This is a genomic window from Ruegeria sp. F11, assembly GCF_056533855.1.
On sequence record NZ_JBQFOW010000004.1, the window covers coordinates 44,955 to 68,719 of the forward strand.

The following is a 23,765-nucleotide window of genomic DNA, read 5'->3' on the forward strand; positions in this document are numbered from 1 at the left end:
CAGGTCTCAGAGGTCGAGTTTCAGGTCAGTTGTCCCTGCGGCGGGAACGGCGCAGCACAGCAGAACGTCATCTGCGGAATGGTCCGCTGTGGGCGGTGTCCGATATGCAACCTTCCCAGCCATCCGGCGCGTCAGGCAACTGCCGCAGGACCCGCCCCGGCAGGAAAAGGACGGGGTCAGACCCTGCGCCTCGGCCAATTCCAGAAGCGTGGTACCACCCGCTTGCCACTCGGCGGTTTTGCCGGACGCCGCGAAGGTCACTGATGCGGAATGCGCCTCGGGCTCTGGCTCGAATGCCTTTGCTGTAACGTCCGAGCGTCGCTTCAGCGACGCTGGACCAAAGCTTTCCGCCAAAATACGGTCATCCCGCACACCAAGCCCCAGCAACATGTCGTAGACCGCCTGCATGAAGCCGGGCGGGCCGCAGAGGTAGAACTCATAATCGTCCAAGGCCAGCGTCTCGCGGATCAGATCCGGGCTGATGCGCCCTTCGGCATGGAAATCCACGCCCATCTGATCGCCGTCGGCAGGCCGTCCGATGACCGAGAGATAGCGGATACGGCCACAGCTGACCGCCTCGGCCCGGCGCAGTTCCGCATGAAAGGCGCGCTGACCGGTTGTCTGCGCGGCGTAGAACACTGTCAGGGGTCGCAGGGTTTGCGGGTCGTTCAACGCGTGGCGCACCATCGAGATCATCGGGGTGATCCCGACACCACCGGCAAATAAGACCGCAGGCCGCGCGTCGGATGCGTTTAAGACAAACTGACCTTTGGGGACCTTGACCTCGACCCGATCGCCGACGGCAAACGTGTTATGGACATGGTTCGAGACAACTCCGCCGGGCTCCCGCTTGACCGAGATGCTATACCCCTCATCGCCCGGTGCCGAGGAAACCGTATAGGTCCGGACCAAAGGCGGGTGGCCGTCCGGCTGCACCCGGATCGTCAGAAACTGGCCCGGCTGGAACGACGGCAGCGGCAGATCATCCGTAGGCTCAAACGTGAAGGACCGGATGGTCTCACTTTCATCCTGAATCGCGGCAACCCGAACCGACCGCCACGCGGACCGCTGCTTTTCGGCCTGCGCGCGCGCCTCGGCCCTTGGCCAGTCATCCGCCATCAGGCTGTTGGGCGAATAATCCTGCAGCTCGCCACGAAACGGCAAAGCGTCGCTCAGGCGCAACCCGTGGTCCAGTTCAAACCGCCATGCCCGGTCCGCACCCTGAAACGCCGCGATGTCGGGGTGGTTTTCGTCCAGCACCTCAACCGCCCCGGTCAGCATCAGCAGATCGCCGGTCCGGTAGTCGGGAAACAACAGCCCGGCGCGGGGGGTCAGAAGGAAATTCCCCAGCGTGTTGAAGAAGTTGTTCCCGGCAAAATCCGGGACCAGCAGGCTATTGCCTTCGACTTTGACAAAGCCCGACCGGCCGCCGCGATGGGAGACATCGACGCCGCTCGCAAAAGTCTGCCCGGGCGTATGGGCGTGACTGGCAACATAAAACGAGTTGGCGGCAGAGATGGCCTCGCGCGCTGCCTCATCCAGTTGCACCAAGCGTTCTACCTGCACTGGCTGCCGCTCGTGCGGATCACGGACGAACCGGATATCGTGGGTCTGAATATATTGCGGGCAATTGCCGAAAGACTGCACAACATCCAGCGCAAACCCCGTCTCGGTCACTTCCCCTACGGTGGCATTCACTCGGTTACGCCGCCGCGTGGGCAGTTCGATCCCCAGCGCCCCAATCGGCGCCCCCGTTTTCAGCGCTGCACCAAGCGGGTCATCCGCACGGGGAATTGCATCCACAGTCAACCGCCTTTCAGTCGGCGCGCCGATGAACCCCGGCTCGCCCGGCAGTATCGAGGCCCAGGGCCAGCCGTCCTCATCCACGCTTCCCAGAACCAGAAACGGGATTTGCTCAAAAAACGCACGGTGCTGGTCGGGCATGTAGGGCCGGATAACCGCGCGGCCCAGCTTCTCCATTTCCGCGCGTTTGCCCACCCGGCTTTGCATCATCTGCTCACCCTCGTGAAACACTGAGATGTCTTTCGCTACCGGCGCATTCATGGCGGGCCTCTTGTCGCAAATGGGTGGGCCAGCCGCGCCCTTGCGGCTGGCACATCTTGACGGTGTCAGGCGGCGTTCAGACCGGCTGCGGTTTTGGGCATCGGAACAAACCCGTCCAACGCCTCGATATTGGCCAGCAGGCGGCGGACATTCGGGTAAGGCTCAAGCGAAACGTCACCTTCGGGCGCGTGGGCCGTGTAGCTGTAGATCGCCACATCGGCGATGGTCGGCGCATCCCCCACAAGCCAGTCACGCCCATTCAGATGCGCCTCGAGCTTGCCCAGCACTTTTGCCGCCGTCGCATGGGTGAACGCCTTGTCCAACGGCGCGTTGAACACGTTGATCAGACGCGCGGCGGCGGGGCCAAAGGCGATCTCACCAGCGGCGAGCGTCAGGAACTTCTGAACCTCGGCCTCAAGCACCGGATCGCTTGGCAGGTAGGCGGGCGCGTATTTGCGGGCCAGATAGACGAGGATTGCGTTGCTGTCGGAGACGACCACGTCGCCGTCTTCCAGAACCGGCACCTGTCCGGCCGGGTTCAGGGCCAGAAAATCGTCCTGTTTCTGCGCGCCGCCTGCAAGATCGACATCAATCACCTGATGGTCGATGCCCGCCAGATTGGCGAACAGAACAGCCCGGTGCGCGTGGCCGGACAGCGGAAAACTGTGAATGCGGATGGTATCAGACATCGGATGGGTCCCTTTGCAAGTGCTGTGGTGAATCTGTCTTTGGATCCCAACTTAGCTTGCCCGCCCAATGGCGATAATATACCTAATCATTCAATGACTATGAATGATCCGTAGATAATGGACACCATCACCGGAATGCGCACCTTTGCCGCTGTGGCCACCCATGCCTCGTTCACCGAAGGGGCGCGGCAGGTCGGGATCAGCACCAAGCTGGCCAGCAAATATGTCGCTCAGCTAGAGGAACGGCTGAACGCGCAGCTTTTCCACCGCACCACGCGCAGCGTCACCCTGACCGACACGGGGAAATCCTATTTCGACCGCTGCCTGCCCCTGCTGGACCAGTTTGACGAGTTGGAAGGGCTGGTCCAGCAAAAGCAGGCCGACCTTGCCGGCCGCATCCGGATCACCGCCCCCACGGGCTATGGCTCGGCCCAACTGGTGCATCTGCTGAAACCGTTTCAACAGGCGCATCCCAAGGTCTCGGTCGAGTTGCATCTGTCGGACCACCACGTCTCATTGGTGGATGAGGGGTACGATCTGGCCATCCGCTTCGGCGCGCTGAAAGAGTCGACCCTTGTGGCCCGCAAACTGACGGATATGCGGATCGTCTGCTGCGCCTCGCCTGATTATCTGGCCCGGTTCGGCACACCGGAAACCCCGGCGGATTTGACCCGGCACAACTGTCTGCTGCAGGCCACCGGGAACAACGTGGACCAGTGGGAATTCAAAGGGCCGGACGGCACATTTACAGTCACCGTCGCAGGCAATTTCCGCGCCAACTCGCCCCGCGCTGTGGCCAACATGGCGGCTGACGGTATGGGCGTGGGCCGCGTGCCGCTTTACACAGCGCAGCCGTTTCTGGACGCGGGCAGCCTGCAATTACTGTTTCAGGCGCAAGAGGCCAAGGTTCTGGGGCTGTACGCAACCTATCCGCCAAACCGCCATCTGACCGCGCGGATACGGGCGTTGATTGATCATTTGGTGGCGGAGCTGCGCCACAACTAGCAAACGGCCCATCTTTTCCGAGTGAAGTCATGCGAGCGTCAGACTAAACTATTTAGCACTTATGCGAATTTTTTGATGTTAATGTTCCCATAACGCATACTGTCCCGGTTGCGAGAAGGGGCGGGACAGCACGACCAAGCCGGAGGAACAAAATGACCGGAAAAATCTCCAAAAGAGCAGCGGTCGCAGCAGCGGTTTTTGCAACAATGGGCACATTTGCATCGGCCCAGCAGTCCGAGTGGTCTTACGAGGCGACACTCTACCTGTTCACGCCGGAAACGGATGTTTCGCTGGCGACGCCGGTGGGCACGCTGGACGGCACGCTCAGCTTTTCCGACGCTCTCGAGAACCTAGATCTGGCCTTCATGGGCGCGTTTTCGGCAACCAACGGACGGTGGTCCCTGCTGGCTGATTACAACTACACCGACCTGTCATTCAGCAACGATACGCCCGGCCCGGCCAGTTCTGGGCTCAGAACTTCACTAACCACACAGTTCTTCAGCGGGTATCTCGGATACCGGGTTTACCAAACGCCGACCACCAATGTGGATGTCGCAGCTGGTTTCCGCTGGTTCAGAACCGAGACTGACTTTGACGTTTTGCCGGGAACCGCGCCGGGGCGCTCGGTTTCCGTGGATGAAAACTGGACCGATCCGGTGATCGGCCTTCGGGCACGGGTTGCACTGTCAGACCGATGGTCCGCAACAGGGTTCGTGGATTACGGCGGTTTTCGCAGCGACAGCGAAACATGGCAGTTGCTGGTGACAGCCGACTACGCGATCAACGAGCGCTGGTTGATCAGGGGCGGCTATCGCTACATCTCGTTCGATCACGAGATTGACGGCAACGACTTCAAATTCGATCAATCCGGCCCGGTCATCGGAGCGACCTACCGGTTCTAGCCAGCGATCCGACGCCCCGTTTGACCGGTGATCAAGGGCTCGGCAACAGGTCAGAGTGCTTGTCGACCACCTGCCCAAAGTGATGCCGCCACAGGTCAACCCCCAGCTTACCGCTGCGATCCAGCGATGAGCCTGCGACCGCATCCGCAACAATGGTCGGCTGCAGACCCGCATCAAACAGGGCGAAACCCGCCGCCAGAACACAGCATTCGGCCTGAATGCCGCAGACCAGAACGCGATCCACCTGCCAGCTTTGGAAAAGCGAAATCACCTCATCCGGCGGCCTGTACCCGAATTTGTAGACAACGTGATCCGTCCCGATCAGCCCGCCATCCACCGAGCGCGGCGTCCACCCGATCTGGCGATAAAACGGCACCTTCTGCTCATCATAGCGGTGGACGGTCGCAATCGACGGCATGCCCGAGGCCAGCGCCTGACAGCGATCGACCAGCCAGTGCGGCGGATCGAAACACGGCTGAACATCGACCACAAGCAAGGCTTGTTTCATGTCATTCCCTTACTTTGGCGCACCGGCTGAAGGGTCAAACCGCCTGATGCACCTCGATGATATTGCCCTCGGGGTCGTGAAAGAAGATCTGGTGCCACTCTTTCGCAAAGGCGGTGCCGTAATCCGAATAGCGCACGCCCTTGTCGTCCAGCATCTGCTTGAAGGCCGCGATATCGTCGGTGCGAAAGGCGATGTGGCCACGTTCGACCGGGTTGATCGCCTCACCATGTTTGAAGGCCACATCCAGATTCTTCTCGGCCAGATGCATCTGCATCGCCCCGTCCGTGGCAAAGCGGATTTTGCCGTTGTAACCGGTTTCGTCCGTCGCCGTGGACCTTGGGAAGTTTTCGATCGGAATGTCCTGCAGCCCCAAAACACCCGTATAGAAGTCGTGCAGCCGCTCGACGTCATCAGACACATAGTTGATGTGGTGGAATTCCAGTTTCATGACCCGCCGTCTTTTCTGTTTGCGCCTGACCCCACCAAACCCCGGAACCCGGCGACTGACAAGCCAGAACGATGCCCTTGTGGACAGGAGTTGCGTTGAAAACGGTTGCAGTTGCGCGGCGTTTCCCAGATGCTCAACTTTGGGGCAAAAGACGCAGGAACCGAGCTGGGCCGGAAGAAATATGTCGCTGGAAGAGCCATTTACAGACCTCAAAATCGAAAGGCAGTCGACCGGGTTTTACAAAGGCTATAGCCTGCCGATTGCTCTGGTCAGCAAAATCACTGTATCGCTCTTGGTTCTGTGGGCCTTGGTCTGGCCGCTTTCAGCCAATGACACGCTGCGATCCTGGAAATCCGGTCTGCTGGCCGAGTTCAACGTCTTTTACGACATCTCCGTCGCGGTGTTTGCGTTTTTTCTATTCCTCGTCGCCGTCATTCCCGCCACCGGGCGCATGCGGTTGGGGGCCGAGGATGAACGGCCCGAATTCTCAAATTTTTCTTGGTTTTCCATGATGTTCGGCGCGGGGTTGGGCGTCGGTCTGATGGTTTACGCTACCGCTGAGCCGCTGGGATTGTGGGAAACCAACCCCCTGACCGTCTCGGGTGAGGTCGCCTCAAAAAGCCAGGACGCAATTCAGGGGGCCTATCGCTATACCTTTTTGCACACAGGATTTCACGCCTGGGCCATCTATGTGGTGACGGGGCTCAGCCTTGCCTACTACGCCTATACCCGAGGCATGCCACTGACGATCCGCTCCGCCCTGACGCCTTTGCTGGGCGAATATTCCAACGGTATCGCGGGCCATGTGATCGACATTCTGGGCGTTGTGGCCACCATCCTTGGCGTGGCCGTGACCATCGGCTACGGCGTGTCGCAGCTTGTCGACGGGGCCTTCCTGATCACCGGCGGGCAATGGCTAATGGAGACCGCGGGCAGCGTGATGAAACCATCCACCGCTGGGCTAATCTCGGCCTTGGCGCTGGTGATGCTGATGTCCACCCTGTCCGCCGTGTCCGGCGTGGGGCGGGGGGTCAAATACCTGTCGAACCTCAATCTGATCCTGTCGCTGATCCTGCTCGCTGTCTTCATCCTGTTCGGGTCCTTTGCCTTTGCCATGACGACCTACGGGCAGGCCTTGCTGGACTATGTGCTCAACTTCATCCCGCTCAGCCTGCAAGCCTATACCCCGATGTCGCAGGCCGAATTCGCCTCGGCCCTGCCCCCCGAGGCCACCCCTTTCGCGGCCGAGCTGTTCCCCGGCGCAACCGATGCATGGGGCACCAAAGACAGTTTTCTCGTAGACCTCAGCAGAGAGGCCTCCGCGCTGTCGGACGCCACCAAAACCGCCGTCTACGATGCGGGTACACCGGGGCGGCTGTTCGACTGGCAATCGGGCTGGACCACCTTCTATTGGGCGTGGTGGATCGCGTTTTCCCCCTTTGTCGGCCTGTTTCTGGCGCGCATCTCGCGCGGGCGCACGGTGCGCGAGTTCATTTTTGGCGCAGTCGTCGCCCCATCACTGGTCTGTTTCGCATGGATGACGATCCTGGGCGGTTCGGCCATCGACCTTGAACTGAACGGGGATGCCAACGGGGCGATCCTTGCGGCCTCGACCACGGCGACGCTGTTTGTGACGCTGGAACAGATGATCTCGGGCAACCTTCTGACCATCATCAGCTTCATGTGCGTGGTTTTGACCATGACCTTCCTCGTCACCTCGGCGGATTCGGGCATTCTGGTGATGAACACGATCATGTCCGGGGGTACCGAGGATACCAGCGTCACCCATCGCATCCTGTGGGGCGGGCTGCTGACACTGGTGATCGGAACGCTGTTGATCGCAGGCGGAGGCGGGCTTGAGGCGCTGACCAACTCGATGATCATCGGCGCCCTGCCCTTCAGTCTTGTGCTGCTGCTGATGTGCGTGTCGCTGGCCAAGGCGATGATCAACGACCTGCGGCGGTCACAATACGAAGACACCCCGTCGCAATCTGAATAAAACATTAAGGGCTGGGGCCGTTTTCTTAATCTTTCCGCCGGGGTGCGCTTCATCTCGGGCGGATAGATGTTGATGGACTGTCCAATGGCGAACCCCATCCTAAACGCGCCTGACAGCCAATTCGTCGACAAGACTAAACTCAAAGGAACCGCAACGGATCAACTTCGGGAAAGGGCCGCGCCATGTCTGACGCTCAGGTTTACGCACCGCTATTCCAGCCCATCCGCCTTGGTCCCGTTACTGCGAAAAACCGGTTCTATCAGGTCCCCCATTGCACCGGCCTTGGCCATGTCCGCCCGCGCGCCGAGGCGGCGCTGCGCGGCATGAAGGCCGAGGGCGGCTGGGGCGTCGTGTCCACGCAGGAAACCGAGATTCACCCGACCTCGGACCTCGCTCCGTTTGCCGAGGGCCGCCTATGGGATGCCCGCGACATCCCCGCCCTGCGCCTGATGACCGATGCGGTGCATGACCACGGCGCACTGGCAGCAGTGCAACTGGTGCACAACGGCAGCCACGCCACCAACCTTTTGTCGCGCGCGCCAGTGCTGGCCCCGTCCGAGATGGCGATCAGCGCTGCGCAACCGAAACAGGGCCGCGCGATGGATAAGGCCGATATCCGTGCCCTGCGCCAATGGCACTGCGACGCCGCCCTGCGTGCCAAAGAGGCCGGGTTCGATATCATCTATGTATATGCGGGCCACGGGATGACTCTGGCCCAACACTTCATGCTGCCGCACCTGAACTCTCGGACTGATGAATACGGCGGCACGCTGGAAAACCGCGTGCGCCTGACCCGCGAATTACTGGAAGACACCCGCGAGGCGGTGGGCGACAGCTGCGCCGTCGCCTTCCGCTTTGGCATTGACGAAATGCTCGGCCCCGACGGGATGCAGGCCGCCGAGGAAGGCCGTGCCGTGGTCGAGCTTCTGGCCGATCTGCCAGACATCTGGGACGTGAACGTCTCGGACTGGTCCAACGACTCCGCGACCACGCGGTTTCAGCCGCAGGACGGGTATCAAAACGACTATCTGGCCTACGTGAAACAGGTGACGAACAAGCCGGTTGTTGGGGTCGGGCGGCTGACCTCGCCCGATCTGATGCTGTCGATGCTGCGCAAGGGGGTGGTTGATCTGATCGGGGCCGCGCGCCCCTCAATCGCCGACCCGTTCATCCCGCGCAAGATCGAAGAGGGCCGGATCGACGAAATCCGCGAATGCATCGGCTGCAACATCTGCGCCGCCTCCGACGGGCTCGGCATCCCGATCCGCTGCACCCAGAACCCCACGATTGGCGAGGAATGGAGGCGCGGCTGGCACCCCGAGCGCATCGCAGCGCGTGGACAGGCACAGCAAACGCTGGTCGTGGGCAGCGGCCCGGCCGGTCTGGAATGCGCCATGCAACTGGCCCGGCGCGGCTATGACGTGACCTTGGCCGAAGGCGAGATGGATTTCGGCGGGCGTGTCCTGCGCGAAAGCCGCCTGCCGGGGTTGGCCGCCTGGGGTCGGGTCGCGGATTACCGTCTGACCGACCTGCGTCAGCGGGCCAATGTGCAGATGTTTACCGACAGCGCCCTGGACGCCGATCAGGTACTGGAACTGGGCATCGACCATGTGTTTCTCGCAACCGGCGCGCGCTGGCGGGCGGACGGGATCGGGCGCAACACCCGCCGCACTCCGCCCCGGATCGACACGGCGGCCTTTGTCTACACGCCCGACGACATCATGGCCGGAACCGAGCCCGAAGGCTCGGTGCTGGTCTATGACGATGACCACATCTATCTGGCCGGGGTGATCGCAGAAAAGCTCGCACAGATGGGCTGTGACGTGACGTTCGTGACGCCGGACAGCGCGGTCTCGGCCTTCTCGGCCTACACCTTGGAACAGCACCGCATTCAGGCGCGGCTGATCGAACTGGGCGTCGATATCCGCTGCAATAACGTGCTGCACAGCATCGCGACGGATCATGCGACGACGGCCTGCACCTATACCGGGCGGCACAGCCCGGTCGACTGTACTTCGGTCGTTCTGGTCACGGAACGGCAGCGCAACACGTCGCTTTATGACGCATTGCAGGGCAAGGGGCTGAAGACGCTGGAGCTGATCGGCGATGCCGCCTCACCCGGCTTGATCGCCGATGCGGTTTTCGACGGGCACCGCGCCGCGCGCGATTTCGAACGCCCGAAACATGCGGCAGAACAAGACTGGTTCCGCCGGGAAATCACCGATCTGCGGGAGGAGACGCCATGACCGAAACCATCGTAAACACATCCCGTCGCCGCGGCGGCGGCCGCGCAGCGCGCATCGCGCTGCAACAGACCACAACCGGCAACGAGGCCGTCCACGGCGGCATCGCCGGTGGCCGCTACCGCCCGCTATCGCAAACGGATATGGAGGCCATCCACAACGCCGCCCTGACCGTTCTGGATCAGACCGGCCTTGCGGATCACTTCCCCGAACTGCTGGATCTGGTGCTGCCCAAGGGCGCGGTGCTGAACGCGCACAACCGCCTGTGCTTCCCCCGCGCATTGATGGAGGATTTGCTGGCGGGGGCCGCGCGGGAATACTACGTCCACGCGCGGGGTGAGCGCGCGGGCAAGGACGACATGCACTGCACCGCGCAAAGCGTCTATTTTGCCAATTCGGGCACCGCAGTCACAACGTTTGACGCCAAAACCAAGTCCTATCGCCCCTCCGAGCTGCGTGACATCTACGATTTCACCCGGCTGGTCGACAGGCTGGACAATATTCACATGCTGGGCGCAACCGTTCTGGCCACGGATGTGCAGGACGATTTCAGCCATGACATGAACATGGTCTACGCCATGCTATCGGCCAGCCAGAAACCGGCCTGCATGGCCTTCCGCGACCGCAGCCATATCCCGCATGCGATCCGCATGTTCGATCTGGCCTCGGGCGGAGAGGGTTCGTTTCTGAAAAAACCCTCGGTCGTGTTTGGCGGCTGTCCCATCGTCTCGCCCCTGCGCATCGGGCGCGAGAATATGGAGATTTTGATAGACACCGCCAAGCTGGGCCTGACCGTCGATCTGGCCGTGCCGCCGCAGGCGGGCGCAACCGCGCCTGCAACACTGGCCGGAACGCTGGTGCAGGCGGTGGCGGAAACGCTGGCCTGCGTCGCCATCGCCAACCTGATCAAACCGGGCTGCCCGGTCAGCTTTTCCGCATGGCCCTTCATCACCGATCTGCGCAGCGGGTCCTTCACCGGCGGCAGCGGTGAGCAGGCCCTGATCGGGGCCGCCGCCGTACAGATGGGGCAGTTCTACGGCCTGCCCACCTCGGTCGGGGCGGGCATGACCGATGCGAAACTGCCCGACGCGCAATACGGGCTGGAGAAGGCTCTGACCTTCTCACTCGCCGCCCATGCCGGGGCCAACCGGGTGTGCGAGTTCGGCGGCATGCTAGGCAGCCTGATGGGCTGCAGTTTTGAGAGCATGGTCATCGACAACGAGGCCGGAGGCATGATCCTGCGCTCCTTGCGCGGCATCGAGGTCACGGATGAGACGCTGGCAGTGGACGTCATCCACACCTGCGCCATCGATCCCGGCCATTTTCTGGGCAACCCGCACACGCTGGGCTTCATGAATTCCGAATTCGTCTATCCACAACTGATGGACCGCGCCCGCACCGACACGTGGGAAAATGAAGGCAAGCTTGACCTGCTGGAACGGGCGCATGAAAGCGCAAATGCCATTCTGGGCAGCCATTTCCCGAACCATTTCGGCGCTGCCGATGCGCAGGTGCGCGAGGAGTTTCCAATCCTCCTCAGCAAAGAGGACATGCAGCGCATCCGGGGGTAATCCTGCCACCCCAAAACGAAAAAAGGCGCGCCCGAGGGCGCGCCGTCTTCGATTTCAGTCAGGTGTTTAGCCTTCCAGACCCAGCTTGTGCACATGGATCTCGTTGATCGGATGGCTGTCCGCGCCAACGATTCCCGGGCGGGAGTGCCGGTAGAGCGACCGCCAATAGGGCTGAATGACCGTACCGTCTTCGCGCAGGAAGGTCTGGATCTTCTCCATATGCTGGCGCCGCGTATCCGCGTCGGCAATGGCCGAGGCCGCATCCAGCATCGAGTCGAACTCGTCACTGGCCAGACCGGTTTCGTTCCAGGCCACGCCATTCTTATAGGCCAGCGTCAGAACCTGAACCCCCAGCGGGCGGTGCCCCCAGTCGGTCGAGCTGAACGGGTATTTGTTCCAGTCGTTCCAGAACGTATTGCCCGGCAGAACGGTCCGCTTCACCTTGAAGCCCGCATCACGCAGCTGGGCGGCCAGCGCGTCGGTGGTGTTGCGACGCCAGTCGTCGTCGATCGAGATGATCTCATGCTCGAAATCCATCATGCCCGCTTCTTCCATCAGCGCGCGTGCGCCTTCCGGGTCCAGCGGCGGCGCGCCGATATCGGCGTATTCCGGATGGATCGGGCAGACATGGTGGTTTTCCGCAATCGTCCCGCGGTTGGCATAGCCCAGTTCCAGCAACACGTTGTTGTCGCAGGCCATGGCCAGAGCGCGGCGGACCTTGGCGTCGGCATAAGGTGCAACGCCATCCACTTCCGAATCGCGGTTGGTGCGCAGCACCAGCGTGTTGGCCGAGACAGATTCGCTCTGGTTCCAGCCGATGCCTTCGAAGATTTCGACAAATTCACCGACCGTTTCATAGGTCATGTCGATCTCTTCCGCCTCGGCCGCCGCTAGATGCGCCGCGCCGTCGGTGCCGTAGTCGATGAACTCGATCCGGTCCAGATAGGCCCCTTCGCCCCACCATTCGTGATCGGTGTTCTTCTCAAGCACGACCTTTTCGCCGACCGCATATTCGACCAGCTTGTAAGGTCCGGTGCCGACAGGATCATTCGCCGGGTCGCCCGACCAGCCATCGGGAACAATCGCCGCCGGGTATTCGGTGACCGCCGGGATGATGGTGATATCGGGCCGGGTCAGGTTCAGCTTCAGCGTCAGATCGTCAACAACCTCAAGCGCGCCATCCGCCGGGCCGTCGCCAGCATCGTTCTGCAACGAGCCCATGCGCGCGGCCATCGAGTTGCCTTCCCATGTGCCATCGCACCAGCGCCCGAAGTTATAGGCCACATCCTGCGCGGTCAGCGTGCCGCGCCCGTCGTTCCAGTTCACACCGGGACGGATGCGCAGCGTGTATTGGGTGGCGTCGTCATTGACCTCCCAGCTTTCCAGCAAGCGCGGCTCGAACGTGCCATCCGCGTTGTACTGGACCAGATATTCCAGAAAACCGCGCACCACGTTGCCAAGCTGCGGCCAGTTATAGAGCGGCGGATCAAGCTGCGCGCGCACGACCTGCTGAATGCGGATCGTCCCGCCCTGCTGGACATTGACGGCGGCGCGCGCGGGCTGCGCCAGACCGATCATCGAATAGGCGGCAGATGCCGAAACACCCAGTGCTGTTGCACGGGTCAGAAACTCTCGGCGGCTTAATTTGCCGCTCTCTACTTCGTCCACATGCATGTGAACCGCAGGATGGACCTGCTGCGAATTGCCGAGGCTTGTCATTTATATCTCCCCAAAATCTGGCCTTGCGGGTCTTATTGTACCCATTTGCCTAAGTTTTGGTACAGATTCGATTAAGTTTGCAGTAGTTGAATTTTTATGGATGACATTAGCAAAATTAATCGCAAACTCAGCCGGAACCTGGTCGCGCTGCACGCCTTTGACGAGGTCGCGCGGCACGAAAATTTCACCAGCGCAGCTGAGGCGCTGGGGCTGACCCAGTCCTCAATCTCACAGCGCATCAAGGCGTTGGAAACGGAATTGGGGGTGACGCTGTTCAACCGCGAACACCGGGGCGTGTCGCTGACAATCGAAGGGTTGCGCCTGTTGAACGAGGTCCGGCCCGCCATGACTCAGATGGGCCTCGCCGTCGTTTCCTTGTTGAATCGAAAGTCAAAACCACGGGTGCGCATCTCGGCGGATTTCGCGTTTTCAACCTTCTGGCTGCTGCCGCGCCTGTCGGTCCTGCGCGACGAGATCGGCGATGAGATCGAGATCCAGATCCTCGCATCCCCCACCCCACCGGTCGAAGGGACCGACGATTGCGATATTCAAATTCACGTGGCGCATTACGACCGGATGAAACCCGGCGATGTCCTGCTTATCGAGGAAAAAGTGGCCGCCGTCGCCAGCCCTCAGCTATTAGCCAGAACGGGGCCAATCCAATCTTCCGCCGATTTACTTAACGTTCAACTTCTGAGCCTGTCCAAGCCGCCATCGGCAGAATGGCAGACCTGGCAGGGCTGGTTCGAGCAGCTAAACGTCAGTGGCACGCGCAAAAAGAACTATGTCAGCTTCAACAATTACGACATGGTCACGCAATCCGCCATCGCCGGAGATGGCGTGGCCTTGGGCTGGCTGGGGCTAGTTGACGGGCTGATTCAGTCCGGCGCGTTGGTGCAGGTGACAAGTGACGTCGTGGTCAGCGACGCCGGATATGTGATGTCCTGGGGACAGACCAATCTGGGTCAGGGGCCCCGAAAGGTGTTTGACTGGATATCGAAACAGGTCCGCTCGACAGATAGCGACCGGACCCGGACCTTCTAACCCGAGACCGGAACGGTCCGGCGTCTGGCGGCTATATCCGTCCAGTTCCGCCCGCCGAAAGCGATCAGCGCGATATAGAGCGTGTCCGTCTCAGGCTCGGGGCTGAACACGACGGTCAACCGATTGCCCACGCCGCCATGGCGCACCAGCCAGCCGGAAAGGCGGCCCTGCAACCGCATCCCCGACAGCGGGTTGGACAGGATCGACCGCGCCAGCGCGTCGACCTCTTCCAGACGGCGCTGTGCCGCAGCGATATCGCCGTCGGTCACGTCAACGATGTGATCAGCGATACCGATCAGATCCCGTTCGACAAACGGGTGGCGAACCAGCCGCATCAGCGTCGTGAATTCAGTGAAGCCAGATATGCCCGAGCCCCGGCCGAGATGTCCGAAACATCCCCGACCGGCTCCCACTCCCCGGTCGGCAGCGACAGGCGGCGTTCCAGCTCTGCCTCGAGCAGCGAATTCTCACGCTCGCGCGCGGTCTTTGCCTTGGTCAATTCACCGGATACCGCCGCGCTGACATTGGGGTATTCGCCCGCCTCGACCAGTTCCTTGGCAAAGGCATAGGCCGCTTCGGTGAAGCTGACGGATTGCTTTTGAACGGTCATGGCAAATCTCCAATGGTGCGCCATTAGAATACCAGCCAAGCCGTCAGACGGCAATATCACCCGGTTCGGACGCTGAACCCGGTCACACCCGGGCGCGCTCGAACTCGGCCCATGCGGCTTGAAACTTGTCGAAATCGAAACCGGGCGCGCGTGCCGCGTCCAGGACGATCCGCTCGGTCGAGACCATCTTTTCGATCGCAGCCTCCAACTGCCCCTCCAGATCGCCGGGGATGACCAGCGCGCCATGCCGGTCCGCATGGATCAGATCACCAGGATGGACCGTCAGACCAAAAACCGAGACCGGTGTGTCGATTTCCCGGACGTGCACAAACCCGTGGCTGGGCCCGACCGAGCCTGCAACCACCGGAAACCCCTCGGGCAGATCGCCCAGATCGCGCATGACGCCGTTGGTCAGGGCCCCAGACATGCCGAACCCCTTGTGCACGCTGGTGTTGATCTCACCCCAATAAGCCCCGATGCAGTGCGGGTAATCCACATCCTCGATCACCGCGACCGAGGGTGCGGAGGCTTCGGCCATATACCGGTAATAGTCCATACGGCGCTGACGGATGATGTCGGGGGCCTCGGATGGCGGCTGGACGGCGGCGATCTTTGCGGTGCGGGCATAGCCGACGACGGCAGGTTCGGCCGGGGCGGAACACAGCATTGTGCCGCGCGTGAACCGGTCGAACCCGCGTTTGCCCTGCGCCACTTCGATGGCGTTGCAGACAGTGGGCGTGTCGACCTTGCGCAGCAAAGCCAGAAGGGATGGTGTCATGGGGCCTCCAGCCAGCGGATCAGCGCCGCGGTTGTTTTGTCAGGTTGTTCCAGAGTGGTCAGGTGCCCGGCACCTTCGATGATCTCAAGCACGCTGTTTGGCATCAGATCATGCATCAATTCGTGCCGCTCGAAAGGGCACAGCCCATCCTCGCGACCGCACAGGATCAGGGTCTGGCCGTCGTATCCGGCCAGCGTTTCCGTCTGATCCGGGCGGGTCATCAGGGCCTGCGACTGGCGCAGGAACACATCCGGCCCCAGATCCATCGCCATCGCCATGCACAGATCCAGAATGGCCCCCTGCCGGGGACCGTCTGCCAGATAGTTGGGCTTCATCTCATCCCGCATCACCTGACGCAGACGGCCCGCGCGGGCGGCGTCCATTTGCGGGCCGCGCCGCGCTTTCACCGCATCAGTCTCAGCCAGCGGGTTGGTGTCCATCAGCGCCATCTTGTTCACCCGGTCGGGGGCCTGACGGACAACCTCCATCGCGACGATCCCGCCCATGGACAGCCCCGCCAGCGCAAAGACGGGCGGAGCGTTTCTTAGCACATGCGCGGCCATCGCCTGAACGCTGTTGTGTTCGGACAGCGGGAAGCTCATCAGCGGCACCCGGCCGGACAAGGCATCACTCTGCGGGCCGAACAGGCGCGCATCGCACATCATGCCGGGCAAAAGGATCAGCGGTATCATTTGGACGCCAGCTCTGCCCCCTGCGCCAGTGAAGCCAGCTTGGCATAGGCGATATCGGGATCAACCGCGCCGAACCCGGCGAAAGTGCCGAAGCCACAATCGCTGCCCGCAATCACCCGGTCCGCGCCGACAATCCCGACAAAGCGGTCGATCCGCTGGGCGACGAGTTCGGGGTGTTCGACAAAATTGGTCGTGGTATCGACAACCCCCGGCACCAGCACCTTGTCATCGGGAATCTCGGACCGGCGGTCCCGGAACACCGTCCATTCATGGGCATGGCGCGGGTTCGATGTCTCAAACAGAACATAGCGGGATTTGGCGCGCATCAGGGTCGAGAACACCGTGTCCATCGCAATATCGCAGCAATGGGGGCCTTCATAGTTGCCCCAGCAGATATGCACCCGCACTCGGTCCTGAGGAACGTTCTGCAAGGCGTGGTTCAGCGCCTCGACATGCATATCCGCGATCCTGACGAAATCTTCATCCGACAGGTCAGTGAACAGCATATGCCGCGACAGGGCCAGATCTGGGCAATCCAATTGCAGGTCCAGCCCGGCGGCCACGATGGTCTCATATTCCTCTTTCATCGCATCTGCCAAGGCGGCCAGATAGGCCTCACGGTTTGGATAGAAATCGTTCTGCAGAAACAGCGAGATCACACCCGGTGAGGCCGCATTCATGAACCCACGCACGGCCCCATGCTGCGCCATCGCCGCCTTGAGGTTGGCAATGTCCTTCTGCAACTCTCCCTGCCCTTTCGACCGCACCTCACCCGTGCACATGGGCCGCGCATATTGCGGCGTGCCGCCATCATCGGCCAGACGTTGCAGGAACCCGGGAAACATCTTCAGATCAGCAGGCGCATTACGCGGGCTGTCGCCGGAAAAGCCGGTGTAGCGGTCCTTGACATAGGTCGCATAGGAAATCTTGGAGGTCTCGCCATCGCTGACGATATCAACCCCGGCCTCGACCTGCCTGCGCACGGTGTCCGACACGGCGGTGGCCATGCAGGCATCAAAAGCAGCGGCATCGTAGGCTTCCTCGCGCTCGCGTGCGAAGATGAAATCCACAACCGCCTGAGATCGAGGCAAAGACCCCACATGCGTGGTCTCAATTCTGGTCATGCGGGGTCTCCTTTGCTCAGTTGCCGGTCCAGGTCGCACCCGCAGGATCGTCGGTTGCCGTGATCCGGTACAGCCCCGCCTGCCCGGTCATCGAAGGCTGCACGCTATAGGCTTCGCCCGGCAGGACCAGCGCGGTGTCCCCCACGGACAAAGTGCTTTCATACCCGTCCACCGAAATCCGCCAATGGCCGCTGGCGGGCATCAGAACGACCGGTTTGCCCGCCGCCACCGGCTCCGCCACGCAAGAGCCGCGCCCGAGGAAATCGACCTCGAACCCCGGCTTGTCCTTGATCAGACCGTTTTCACCGATCACCACAGCAGGCTTGTCGGTGGCCAGCGCCATCAGGTCCCAGTAGCGCGCAACGTATTTGCCGATCACCGCCTCAACCGGCACCTCGGGATAAGCTTTAAGTTCCTCCTCGGTCAACAATGGCATCGGGCGCACGTTATGGGGCAGCTCCTGACCCTTCTTGCTGTCATAGAGCACGCCGTTATCGCCCAGCATCAGCCCATGCGCCTGCGCGTCCTCGATGACCTGCGGGGCCCATGTCACACCACCGCCCGCATCGTCGCCGCCCAGCATCGACATGATCATCCCGTAGTCCTGCCCCACATTCTCGAACCCGCGAAAGATGCCAGTCGGGATATTGAAAATGTCGCCCTCTTCGGCGATGAACTCACCCGCCGTACCATACCGGCCCCAAAAGAACCGCCAGCGGCCTTTGGCGACAAAGAACACCTCAGCCGTTGTATGGCTGTGCAGTGAGTTGCGGCACTTCGGCGGTTGGCCCGCAGCCCCGATGTTAAAACCGATCTTGTCGGTGATGTGAACGTGCTGGTCGGGCGACTCGGACACCCCGCCGCCAATGATGGTGAAGTTTTCCTTCTGATCGCTACCCGGCGTATGGGCGTCGATAAAGGCGGTTTTGCAGGGTTTCAATTCGCCGTAGCGGACGATGCGTTGCTGGATGGTGCTCATGACCTTATCTCCTTGAATGTGAGGGCAATGGGATCAATCCCCACCCTCCGGGAGGTCGATTGTTCAGCCGCCGCGCCCTGAGAGACGCGCGATGACAATGAAACCGCCGCGCCGCGTGACTGGCATTCAGAGACGAAACCCGCGCGGTCACTCAGCTTTCCCCACTCTGCAGCAAAATCTGTTTCCAGACCGAGGTTTCGTCGAACAGCGTATATTCCCGCCGCAGTTGCGGCTGACCCCCGATCAAGGCCCCGAACTCGGCATGGCTGATGCCCAGCACATAAACCTGCGCCCCGGTTGGCGCACCAAACACGCCCCAGCCGTCATGCTTGCCCCACAGGCTCCAGCGGAGCGCGGCACGCGGCGGCATCTGCGGATCGTCGCGTCCGATCTGATGGTCGATCCGGAACTCGGCATTCGGGAAGCTGGCGCGCAAGCCCATCCAGAATCGATCCACCGGGTCCCAGCCATGGCCGGTCATGCCGCCCACATATTCGGACTGCACCGCGCGGTCATATTCGGCCTCGATCACACCCATATCCGCGCCCATGATCCGGGTCAGGATATCCGCGTAACGCTGACCCCATTCGTTGTCATTGCCCCGGCCTTTGTAGGGGCCGGGCTGGTCGATCTCGGGCGTAAGGGGCCGGACGCAATTCTCCGACCCGCCCTCGCGGGCGATCAGGTCGGCGGCGTACTCCTTGGGCTCCCACCCCATCTGCCGGACGATGGCACCCTGATCCCGGATCAGCCATTCGTCGTTGATCTGGTTGTCGATGGCATGACAGTCCGCCAGAATCCGATAGCGCAGTTTCGTGCCGGTTGGTTTGCCATATACACCCTCGGCCAAATGCGTCGCCGTCGAGATAATCCTGTGCGAACTCAGCATCCCCTCTTCCGGCGTGCCGGACCAGATCACATCCTCGCCCAGCAATTGCCGGTCGGGAAACTCGGCCAGTGTCGCCATGGTCGCGCCGATCACGTTCTGATTGCCCAGAACCACCGAACCGGGCGAGCGCACGACGATATCCTTGCTGTAATAGTCATGCAGGGTCGCGATGCCCCGGTCTTCCCAAATCTCTTTGGTGATACCGATGATGTAATCGGGAAAATCCCGGAACTTGGGATCAAAGCCTTTCATGTGTTCGTCCTTTGTGGGGTCCATCCTTTGGGCAACCGGGCCGAGGTACGCACGATCAGTGGCCCGTCAATCGCCACTTTGCGCGGCTCGGCCACCGCCGGGTCCTGAATATGGGTCAACAGCGCATCGACCGTTTCCGAGACCATCAGGTTCGCCCGCTGCCGGATCGTCGTCAGATTATAGGCGGGCCAGCCCGCCGGGGGCACATCGTCATAGCCCACGACCGAGACATCCTCGGGCACGCGCAGGCCCAGTTCGAACCGGATCACATCCATCACCGCCAGCGCCATATGGTCATTGGCGACAAACACCGCGTCGGGCCGCTGGTCAGGTGCCACATCAAACATCCGGCGCGCGGCGGCGCGGGCGTTTTCGGTGTGGAAATCGCCAACATCATGGGCAAACAGGTCCTGCCCCGCATCGCTTAGCGCCGCGCGAAACCCGGCCTCGCGGTCGCGCTGGGTCGAGGCCCCTTGCCATCCCGCGACATAGGCGATTTTCTCATGCCTCCCGGCCAGCAGAAACTCAGCCACTTTACGGCCGCCGGCATAGTTGTCGGACGCAACCGTGGTAATCCCGTCGATATCCTGACTGCGGTTGAACAGAACCACCGGCACACCCGCCTGCTGGCACCGCGTCGCGATATCCGAGGACATGGGCACCGAGGCAAGGATGACCCCATCGACCTGATAGTCGAGGATCTCCTCCATCACGTTGTCAATATTGCCCGCCGACCTCGAAGCCATGAAGATCAGGACGTGATAGCCATGCTTTTGCAGACCGTTCGACAGTTTCTCAAGCGCTTCGGGGTAGAAGTAATTATCCAGATACCCGACCACCAAGCCGATGATACGGCTTTTGCCCGACACCATCGCGCGCGCCAGCACGTTCGGGCGATAGCCCAGCTCGGTGGCGGCTTTCCGCACTTTCTCCTCGGTCTTTTTGCTGACCGAGGCTCCTGGCGTAAACACCCGGCTGACCGCCGACTGGCTGACCCCAGCCAGTTGCGCAACCTGAAGCGATGTGACTTTCTCAGCCATCAGTCCGCCGTCCACCCCCCGTCAATCAGCATCGACGTACCGGTCACCAGCGCCGAGGCGTCCGAGGCCAGATAGCGCACCGCGCCCATGATGTCCTCGACCTCGCCCACCCGGTCCAGCTTGATCTTGTCCATGATCCAGGCGGCCCGCTCGGGGTTGTCGAACGTGGCCTGAGTCAGCGGCGTGCGGATAAAGGTCGGGCAGACCGTATTGATCCGGATACCCAGCTTGCCCCACTCGATGGCCATGGACTTCACCATCCCCTCAAGCCCGTGTTTGGTGGCGCAATAAAGCGCCCGATCCACCCCGCCCACATGGCCCATCTGGCTGGAGATATGGATGATCGACCCACGCCTGCCCGCGCCCATCAACGCCTTCGCCGCATAAGCCGACAGGAAATAGGCCGAACGCAGATTAACGCTTGTCACCGCATCGAAATCTTCGGGCGTGGTCTCAACCGCCGCGCTGTGGCGCGCGGTCCCCGCTGAGTTCACCACCATGTCGAACACGCGCCCGTCGAACACATCGCGCAAGGCGTCCAGATCTCCCTGATCCACCACCACAGCCTCGGCCGACCATCCCCTCGCCTGCAATGCCGCGACGGTTTCGTTTAATCGGTCAGCTCCGCGCGCCGCACAAACCACATGCGCCCCGGCCTCGGCCAAAGCGACGGCGCAGCCTTGCCCGATGCCCGAGGACGCGCCGGTTACAAGCGCGGTCTTGCCGTCCAGCGAAAATGAAGGGGTGCGGGGCAAGTCAGTCATCAGCTCATTCCATCCGGTATCTCAATAGGGCCCATGTTCCGGGCCTTATTGAACTCCCGCAGTCGGGCAAAAACGTCAACGCCAAGTTGCCGGTAGGCGTCCAGCAAATCGACCAGAACCCAGTTTTCCCGAATCCGGCCATCCTCGAGCCGCCAGAAATCTAGACTGCGCATGGTGATCCGTTTGCCCGAGGGCGCAATCCCCATCCAGCCGTCATGGGTCACCGTTTGGATCATGTTGGGCCATCCCGTAACAGCCGCATAGTCACCATCGCCGAAGAAGTGATAGGTGATCTCATCAACATACTGCCCGCGATCCGGCATGCCGTTCAGAAACGGAATCTGGTGCCAGTTGCGAAACCCGGCATAGCCCCGCCCGGTGCCAATCCCAGACGGCCCGTACCAGTTCATTCGAGGGTGCCAGAACCGCTCCATCTCCATCACCTCGGGGCCGCCTTCTGACGGGTGTTTCTTCAGGTGATCCAGCATGTAGACGATATGTTGACACGTTGCCTGTCCCTTTGCCGCATCATAAGGTCCGGGCACAAACCCATCCTGCGTCGCCGGACCTGGCACATGCCACTCGCGCCCCAGACTTGGGGCCATAGGCCAGGCACCTGCCTGCATCATCACCTCGGGAATGTCCCAAAGCGCCTGCATCTCGATCACTTTGTCCTTCTCGAACCGAAAGAACTCGTGAAATCGCATGGTCACCTGATGACCGGTCGGAGGGATATCCAGCCACGGCCCAACGAACGTGCCGGTGTAATAGCCACCACATCCAACCCAGTCAGCGCCGTCCCCATCCGGCCCAGCCATGACGATGTAATCGCGCCGCTCCAGATCGGGCCAGGCCCCCAACAGGTCCTGAAACGCGGTATCAAAAAACGCCTCACTGCCGATGCTGTCCCCAAACGGATGGCACAGCCTGAACACAGCATCCGGAGCACTCGCCTCCGCCAGCGCCCCGCGCACTCCGTCCTCGGAAAAGTCATACATCGCCGCCCGCAGCGGCGCGATAAGACCCTTGTTCTGACTGTGCCTATCCAACTTCATCTTTTCCAAAATACTCCGGGGGAGGCCGAAGGCCGGGGGCAGAGCCCCCTACTCTGCCGCCTCCCGATAGGGCGCTGCTTCCCCGTAGGGCACGTTGATCCCTCCATAGCGACGCACCCGGATGTTGCACTGCTCGGCATGGCCCACGAACCCTTCCAGCATGCAAAGGCGCGAGCCATATTCACCGATCAGCGTCGCCGCCTCATCGGTCAGAACCTTCTGATAGCTGTGCGTTTTCAGGTATTTCCCAACCCACAACCCGCCGGTGTACCGCCCCGCCTTCTTGGTCGGCAGCGTGTGGTTGGTCCCGATCACCTTGTCCCCGTTCGAGACATTGGTCCGCGGCCCCAGAAACAGCGCGCCATAGCAGGTCATATTCTCAAGGAACCAGTCATCGCGGTCGGTCATCACCTGCACATGTTCTGAGGCAATGTCATCAGCCATCTGCAGTATTTCATCGTAAGTGTCGCAGACGATCACCTCGCCATATTCGTCCCAAGACACTTTCGCGGTTCCGGCCGTCGGCAGAATGCCCAACAGGCGATCAACCTCCGAAAGGGTCTCCTCGGCCAGCTTGCGCGAATTGGTCAGCAAAACGCAGGGGCTGTTATAGCCATGCTCGGCCTGCCCCAGCAGGTCAGTGGCGCACAGCTCAGCATCGGCGGCGCTCTCATCCGCGATTACCATCGTCTCGGTCGGACCAGCGAACAGATCAATCCCGACCCGGCCAAACAACTGCCGCTTGGCCTCGGCCACAAAGGCGTTGCCGGGGCCGACCAGCATGTGAACGGGATCAATGCTCTCGGTCCCCAAAGCCATCGCGCCGATGGCCTGAATGCCGCCCATCACATAAATCTCATGCGCGCCGCCCAGATGCATCGCTGCAATCACCGCCGGGTTCGGCTTGCCCTGAAACGGAGGCGTGCAGGCAATGATCCGGGGCACCCCAGCGACGCTTGCCGTCGCCACCGACATATGCGCCGAGGCCACCATCGGGAACTTGCCACCCGGGACATAGCAGCCCACGGACTGCACGGGGATGTTCTTATGCCCAAGGATCACACCCGGCAGGGTCTCGATCTCGATATCCAGCATTGAATCCCGCTGCGCCTGCGCAAAGTTCCGAACCTGCGCCTGCGCGAATTTGATATCGGCCAGTTCGCGGTCGGTCAGTTGCCCGATCAGCGCGTCGATCTCAGCCTGCGACAAGCGGAACGAGGCAGGCGCGTAATTGTCGAACTTCTCGCTCAACTCGCGCACCGCCGCGTCGCCCCGCGTTTCGATGCCTTTCAGCGTCGCTTCCACAACAGCGCGGGTTTTGGCATCGTCTTCGGCCCGGTCAGCGTCAGATTTGCCGCGTTTAAGATACTCGATTGCCATTTTCCAATCC

At 61.5% G+C, this 23,765-nt stretch carries 22 protein-coding genes; 6 read left to right on the forward strand and 16 right to left on the reverse strand.

The genetic code is table 11. The features are described from left to right. Positions 1–6 precede the first annotated feature (6 nt). Together ACR0NJ_RS06390 and ACR0NJ_RS06395 are read right to left on the reverse strand one after the other, a co-directional pair. The gene (locus ACR0NJ_RS06390) at positions 7–2,064 is read right to left on the reverse strand and encodes a 2Fe-2S iron-sulfur cluster-binding protein (RefSeq protein WP_480816296.1); all 2,058 of its coding nucleotides are present in this window, start codon (positions 2,062–2,064) and stop codon (positions 7–9) included. Positions 2,065–2,129: 65 nt separating this feature from the next. Further along, positions 2,130–2,753: a glutathione S-transferase family protein gene (locus ACR0NJ_RS06395; protein WP_480816297.1), complete on the reverse strand. Its 624-nt coding sequence runs from the start codon at positions 2,751–2,753 to the stop codon at positions 2,130–2,132. 117 nt (positions 2,754–2,870) lie between these two features. Here ACR0NJ_RS06395 and ACR0NJ_RS06400 point away from each other — a divergent pair, with 117 nt between their 5' ends. Then, positions 2,871–3,758, forward strand: a complete 888-nt coding sequence (locus ACR0NJ_RS06400) for a LysR family transcriptional regulator (RefSeq protein ID WP_480816298.1) — start codon at positions 2,871–2,873, stop codon at positions 3,756–3,758. A gap of 152 nt (positions 3,759–3,910) precedes the next feature. Beyond that, a complete protein-coding gene (locus ACR0NJ_RS06405) occupies positions 3,911–4,660 on the forward strand; it encodes an outer membrane protein (protein ID WP_480816299.1) in 750 nt (249 codons plus the stop codon). A 31-nt stretch (positions 4,661–4,691) separates the two neighbouring features. Here the strand turns inward: ACR0NJ_RS06405 and ACR0NJ_RS06410 are convergent, their stop codons facing one another. Both ACR0NJ_RS06410 and ACR0NJ_RS06415 read right to left on the reverse strand, forming a co-directional pair. Further along, complete coding sequence (locus ACR0NJ_RS06410; protein ID WP_480816300.1) at positions 4,692–5,168, reverse strand: cysteine hydrolase family protein; 477 nt, start codon at positions 5,166–5,168, stop codon at positions 4,692–4,694. Between the two features lie 34 nt (positions 5,169–5,202). Then, the gene (locus tag ACR0NJ_RS06415; protein WP_480816301.1) at positions 5,203–5,616 is read right to left on the reverse strand and encodes a VOC family protein; all 414 of its coding nucleotides are present in this window, start codon (positions 5,614–5,616) and stop codon (positions 5,203–5,205) included. A 181-nt stretch (positions 5,617–5,797) separates the two neighbouring features. Between ACR0NJ_RS06415 and ACR0NJ_RS06420 the strand changes: the two genes are divergently transcribed. The 3 genes from ACR0NJ_RS06420 (at position 5,798) to ACR0NJ_RS06430 (ending at position 11,429) form a co-directional block, all read left to right on the forward strand. Then, entirely contained in the window at positions 5,798–7,615 is a 1,818-nt protein-coding gene (locus ACR0NJ_RS06420) for a BCCT family transporter (RefSeq protein WP_480816302.1), read from the forward strand. A gap of 182 nt (positions 7,616–7,797) precedes the next feature. Then, positions 7,798–9,861, forward strand: a complete 2,064-nt coding sequence (locus ACR0NJ_RS06425; protein WP_480816303.1) for an oxidoreductase — start codon at positions 7,798–7,800, stop codon at positions 9,859–9,861. Continuing rightward, positions 9,858–11,429, forward strand: coding sequence for a trimethylamine methyltransferase family protein (locus tag ACR0NJ_RS06430; RefSeq protein ID WP_480816304.1), 1,572 nt, complete (start codon positions 9,858–9,860; stop codon positions 11,427–11,429). The genes ACR0NJ_RS06425 and ACR0NJ_RS06430 overlap by 4 nt, the downstream gene beginning before the upstream one ends. A 66-nt stretch (positions 11,430–11,495) precedes the next feature. On the opposite strand, the gene ACR0NJ_RS06435 is transcribed toward ACR0NJ_RS06430, so the two are convergent. Then, positions 11,496–13,148, reverse strand: coding sequence for an ABC transporter substrate-binding protein (locus ACR0NJ_RS06435; protein WP_480816305.1), 1,653 nt, complete (start codon positions 13,146–13,148; stop codon positions 11,496–11,498). 96 nt (positions 13,149–13,244) lie between these two features. Between ACR0NJ_RS06435 and ACR0NJ_RS06440 the strand changes: the two genes are divergently transcribed. Further along, a complete protein-coding gene (locus ACR0NJ_RS06440) occupies positions 13,245–14,192 on the forward strand; it encodes a LysR family transcriptional regulator (RefSeq protein WP_480816306.1) in 948 nt (315 codons plus the stop codon). On the opposite strand, the gene ACR0NJ_RS06445 is transcribed toward ACR0NJ_RS06440, so the two are convergent. The 11 genes from ACR0NJ_RS06445 to hisD all read right to left on the reverse strand — a co-directional run bounded on the left by ACR0NJ_RS06445 (position 14,189) and on the right by hisD (position 23,755). Then, positions 14,189–14,527, reverse strand: a complete 339-nt coding sequence (locus tag ACR0NJ_RS06445; protein ID WP_480816307.1) for a type II toxin-antitoxin system RelE/ParE family toxin — start codon at positions 14,525–14,527, stop codon at positions 14,189–14,191. The two genes, ACR0NJ_RS06440 and ACR0NJ_RS06445, sit on opposite strands and share 4 nt — an antisense overlap. After that, the gene (locus tag ACR0NJ_RS06450; protein ID WP_480816308.1) at positions 14,527–14,802 is read right to left on the reverse strand and encodes a hypothetical protein; all 276 of its coding nucleotides are present in this window, start codon (positions 14,800–14,802) and stop codon (positions 14,527–14,529) included. The genes ACR0NJ_RS06445 and ACR0NJ_RS06450 overlap by 1 nt, the downstream gene beginning before the upstream one ends. 82 nt (positions 14,803–14,884) lie before the next feature. Beyond that, positions 14,885–15,580 carry an RraA family protein gene (locus tag ACR0NJ_RS06455; protein WP_480816309.1) on the reverse strand — a complete coding sequence of 232 codons (696 nt, stop codon included), beginning with the start codon at positions 15,578–15,580 and terminating at the stop codon, positions 14,885–14,887. Further along, positions 15,577–16,272, reverse strand: coding sequence for an alpha/beta fold hydrolase (locus tag ACR0NJ_RS06460; RefSeq protein ID WP_480816310.1), 696 nt, complete (start codon positions 16,270–16,272; stop codon positions 15,577–15,579). Before ACR0NJ_RS06460 ends, ACR0NJ_RS06455 begins: the two co-directional genes overlap by 4 nt. Continuing rightward, positions 16,269–17,396: a cobalamin-independent methionine synthase II family protein gene (locus ACR0NJ_RS06465; protein ID WP_480816311.1), complete on the reverse strand. Its 1,128-nt coding sequence runs from the start codon at positions 17,394–17,396 to the stop codon at positions 16,269–16,271. Before ACR0NJ_RS06465 ends, ACR0NJ_RS06460 begins: the two co-directional genes overlap by 4 nt. 16 nt (positions 17,397–17,412) lie before the next feature. Further along, positions 17,413–18,375: a cupin domain-containing protein gene (locus tag ACR0NJ_RS06470; protein WP_480816312.1), complete on the reverse strand. Its 963-nt coding sequence runs from the start codon at positions 18,373–18,375 to the stop codon at positions 17,413–17,415. Between the two features lie 151 nt (positions 18,376–18,526). Continuing rightward, on the reverse strand, positions 18,527–19,516 hold the full coding sequence (locus tag ACR0NJ_RS06475) for a nuclear transport factor 2 family protein (protein ID WP_480816313.1): 990 nt from the start codon (positions 19,514–19,516) through the stop codon (positions 18,527–18,529). Beyond that, positions 19,513–20,556 carry a LacI family DNA-binding transcriptional regulator gene (locus ACR0NJ_RS06480; protein ID WP_480816314.1) on the reverse strand — a complete coding sequence of 348 codons (1,044 nt, stop codon included), beginning with the start codon at positions 20,554–20,556 and terminating at the stop codon, positions 19,513–19,515. The genes ACR0NJ_RS06475 and ACR0NJ_RS06480 overlap by 4 nt, the downstream gene beginning before the upstream one ends. Continuing rightward, complete coding sequence (locus tag ACR0NJ_RS06485) at positions 20,556–21,320, reverse strand: SDR family NAD(P)-dependent oxidoreductase (RefSeq protein ID WP_480816315.1); 765 nt, start codon at positions 21,318–21,320, stop codon at positions 20,556–20,558. The genes ACR0NJ_RS06480 and ACR0NJ_RS06485 overlap by 1 nt, the downstream gene beginning before the upstream one ends. After that, a complete protein-coding gene (locus ACR0NJ_RS06490; RefSeq protein WP_480816316.1) occupies positions 21,320–22,375 on the reverse strand; it encodes an ester cyclase in 1,056 nt (351 codons plus the stop codon). Before ACR0NJ_RS06490 ends, ACR0NJ_RS06485 begins: the two co-directional genes overlap by 1 nt. Before the next feature lie 48 nt (positions 22,376–22,423). Further along, a complete protein-coding gene (gene hisD / locus ACR0NJ_RS06495; RefSeq protein ID WP_480816317.1) occupies positions 22,424–23,755 on the reverse strand; it encodes a histidinol dehydrogenase in 1,332 nt (443 codons plus the stop codon). Positions 23,756–23,765 lie beyond the last annotated feature (10 nt).